This window comes from Vibrio sp. 1078-1 (genome assembly GCF_033340475.1).
Genome location: NZ_JAWOWM010000422.1, coordinates 1 through 665, shown reverse-complemented (window position 1 = coordinate 665; position 665 = coordinate 1). Strand labels below are relative to the sequence as shown.

The following is a 665-nucleotide window of genomic DNA, read 5'->3' as shown; positions in this document are numbered from 1 at the left end:
ATGCGTTTGGTTTAATTCTATGCTGCTGCTGTTCTTCAACAGTTAAACTGTTCGCTTTAAGTAATGCTTCGCAATCTGAGATTAAATAATCATCAAAAGGATTTAAATCAACACTGGGGTTTAAACCATCATTTAAACGACTTTTAACAAGGTTTAGTTTTGGGTTTTTATATACATATTTACGACGATTCATTTTGGTCACCTTTAAATCGAGAAGACGTTTAACACCCTTTTAATAAACCACATTTAAAAACCATTGTAAATATAAAAACAAAAATATAAATCAAACAAAAATTTTTTAATCATTAAAAACTTCCACACTTTTTAAGTTTGGTTTAAAATTGGAGTATTGGCAATTGTACATCTAATAGGAATAAAACTAATGACATTGACTGAAAAACAAGAAGCAGCCATAGAAATATTTAATAGTCGCAATAATATCCGAGGCTTAGAACTATCTCTGGGTGAGTTAGAAGCAATCCGTGATAGAGTTAGCCACGTTATCGATGAGCTTAATACTGCGCAAGAAGTGAAGGCTGTTGAACAACCCATATACGCTTTACAAGTAATTGACTTTGAAATCCCTCACGAACTCGAAAAAAAGTATAAAACTTTAACAGGTTCAAAGTCTTCTACCGCAACGAAGCGAAAACCAGCACCACTTG

2 pseudogenes are annotated in these 665 nt (G+C 32.6%); one reads left to right on the top strand and one right to left on the bottom strand.

Annotated features, from left to right (window positions below):
* Positions 1-193, bottom strand: a pseudogene (locus tag R7190_RS27970) (hypothetical protein); the annotation flags it as partial.
* A 189-nt stretch (positions 194-382) separates the two neighbouring features.
* Between R7190_RS27970 and R7190_RS27965 the strand changes: the two are divergent.
* Positions 383-665, top strand: a pseudogene (locus R7190_RS27965) (hypothetical protein); the annotation flags it as partial.